Here is a 2,677-nt window from a genome sequence, read left to right on the forward strand (position 1 = left end):
GCAGCAAACCGGCCAGGCCGGGGCGGCAGGCGCAGGCATGGTGCAACCGGGCCAGCCGCTGCTCGATGCCAACGGCCAGCAAATCATGGACCCGGCCACCGGTCAGCCAATGCTGGCGCCGTACCCGGCCGACAAGCGTTCGCAGTCGACCCGCAACTTTGAGCTCGACCGCTCCATCAGCCACACCAAGCAGCAGCAGGGCAAAGTCAATCGTTTGTCGGTGGCCGTGGTCATCGATGATCAGGCCATCGTCAACCCGGCCAACGGCGAAGTCACCCGCACGCCGTGGAGCGCCGATCAATTGGCGCGCTTCACCCGCCTGGTGCAGGACGCCGTGGGCTTCGATGCCAGCCGCGGTGACAGCGTGAGCGTGATCAACGTGCCGTTCTCTTCCGAGCGCGGCGAAGTGATTGCCGATATTCCGTTCTACTCGCAGCCCTGGTTCTGGGATGTGGTCAAGCAAGTGCTGGGCGTGCTGTTCATTTTGGTGCTGGTGTTTGGCGTGCTGCGTCCGGTGCTCAACAACATCACCGGCAACGGCCGTAACAAGCAGGTGGCGGGCATTGGCAGCGATGCCGAAATGGCCGGTATGGGCGGTCTGGACGGTGAGCTGGCCAACGACCGCGTGAGCCTGGGCGGGCCGCAAAGCATCATGTTGCCGAGCCCGAGCGAAGGCTATGACGCACAACTGAATGCCATCAAGAGTCTGGTAGCCGAAGACCCGGGCCGCGTGGCCCAGGTCGTCAAAGAGTGGATCAACGCCGATGAGTGATAACCGAGCTGCCGCCAATGCCAAGCTGACCCGGGTCGACAAGGCAGCGATTTTGCTGCTGTCGCTGGGCGAAGCCGATGCCGCGCAAGTGTTGCGGCATATGGGGCCCAAAGAAGTGCAGCGCGTGGGTGTGGCGATGGCGCAGATGCGCAACGTGCACCGTGAGCAAGTCGAGCAGGTGATGAGCGAGTTCGTCGAAATCGTCGGCGATCAGACCAGCCTCGGCGTCGGCTCTGATAGCTATATCCGCAAAATGCTGACGTCGGCCCTCGGCGAAGACAAGGCCAATGGCCTGATCGACCGCATTCTGCTGGGCGGCAACACCAGCGGCCTCGACAGCCTGAAGTGGATGGAGCCGCGTGCCGTGGCCGACGTGATCCGCTTCGAACACCCACAAATCCAGGCCATCGTGGTGGCCTACCTCGACCCCGATCAGGCAGGCGAAGTGCTCGGTCATTTCGACCAGAAGGCGCGGCTGGACATCATCCTGCGCGTGTCCTCGCTCAACACCGTGCAACCGGCGGCGTTGAAAGAGCTCAACCAGATCCTCGAGAAGCAGTTCGCCGGTAACTCCAACGCCGCGCGTACTTCGCTGGGCGGGATCAAGCGGGCCGCCGACATCATGAACTTCCTCGACAGCTCGATGGAAGCGCAGTTGATGGACTCGATCCGCGACATCGACGAAGACCTGTCCGGGCAGATCGAAGACCTGATGTTCGTCTTCAACAACCTGGCCGATGTTGACGACCGCGGCATTCAGGCGCTGCTGCGCGAAGTGTCTTCGGATGTGCTGGTACTGGCGCTCAAGGGCTCTGACGACAACGTTCAGGACAAGATCTTCAAGAACATGTCCAAGCGCGCGGCCGAACTGCTGCGCGACGACCTGGAAGCCAAAGGCCCGGTGCGCGTCAGCGACGTCGAAACTGCGCAAAAAGAAATCCTCACCATTGCCCGCCGTATGGCCGAAGCCGGAGAAATCGTTCTCGGCGGGAAGGGCGGCGAAGAGATGATCTAAGTGAGCAACGGCGAGTCACCCGGGGATGTAATCCGCGCCAAGGATGTCGGTGCTTTCGACGTATGGGGGCTGCCCAGTTTTGACCCCTGGCAGGAAGAACCCGAAGAACCCGAGCCGGAACCGGTTGAAGAACTGCCCGCCGACAGCGAAGAAGTACCGCTCGAAGAAGTCCAGCCGCTGACCCTCGAAGAGCTCGAAAGCATCCGCCAGGAAGCCTGGAACGAAGGCTTTGCCACCGGCGAAAAAGAAGGGTTTCACAGTACCCAGCTCAAAGTGCGCCAGGAAGCCGAAGTGGCCTTGAATGCCAAGGTCGCCAGCCTGGAGCGCTTGATGGGCAGCCTGCTGGCGCCGTTGGCCGAGCAGGACCAGCAGCTTGAAAAAGCCATGGTCGGGCTGGTCGAGCACATGACCCGGCTGGTGATCCAGCGCGAGCTCAAAACCGATTCAAGCCACATCGAGCAAGTGCTGCGCGACGGCTTGAAGCTGCTGCCGATGGGCGCCGACAACATCCGCCTGTTTATCAACCCGCAAGACTTTGACCAGATCAAAGCCCTGCGCGAGCGCCATGACGAACGCTGGAAAATTGTCGAAGACGATAGCCTGCAACCGGGCGGCTGCCGCATCGAAACCGAACACAGCCGCATCGACGCCAGCATCGAAACGCGGATCAAACTGGCAATGAGCCAGATGTTTGACCAACTGCACGAGCAGTCGCTGCACCCGGCCGCGCCGGACATCGACGTCGACCTGGACCAGCCCCATGCACCTTAAGCGCACCAGCTTCGCCAAGCGCCTGAGCGGCTACGCCCCGGCGGTGTCTTTGCCGGCCCAGCCGGTGGTCGAAGGGCGGCTGTTGCGCATGGTCGGCCTGACCCTTGAAGCCGAAGGCC

At 62.2% G+C, this 2,677-nt stretch carries 4 protein-coding genes; all 4 read left to right on the forward strand.

Features of this window, described 5'->3' with window-relative positions; genetic code table 11:
• Positions 1-772, forward strand: a 772-nt coding sequence (locus GHO25_RS25385; protein WP_306108783.1) for a flagellar M-ring protein FliF C-terminal domain-containing protein, incomplete at its 5' end; no start/stop codon positions are given.
• Positions 765-1,787: a flagellar motor switch protein FliG gene (fliG, locus tag GHO25_RS25390; RefSeq protein ID WP_048371424.1), complete on the forward strand. Its 1,023-nt coding sequence runs from the start codon at positions 765-767 to the stop codon at positions 1,785-1,787. The genes GHO25_RS25385 and fliG, both read left to right, overlap by 8 nt.
• Positions 1,788-2,558 carry a flagellar assembly protein FliH gene (gene fliH, locus GHO25_RS25395; protein ID WP_123752029.1) on the forward strand — a complete coding sequence of 257 codons (771 nt, stop codon included), beginning with the start codon at positions 1,788-1,790 and terminating at the stop codon, positions 2,556-2,558.
• Positions 2,548-2,677, forward strand: a 130-nt coding sequence (locus GHO25_RS26675) for a hypothetical protein (protein WP_256677334.1), incomplete at its 3' end; no start/stop codon positions are given. The genes fliH and GHO25_RS26675, both read left to right, overlap by 11 nt.

This window comes from Pseudomonas sp. FSL R10-1350 (genome assembly GCF_009600525.1).
GTDB classification, from domain to species: domain Bacteria; phylum Pseudomonadota; class Gammaproteobacteria; order Pseudomonadales; family Pseudomonadaceae; genus Aquipseudomonas; species Aquipseudomonas helleri.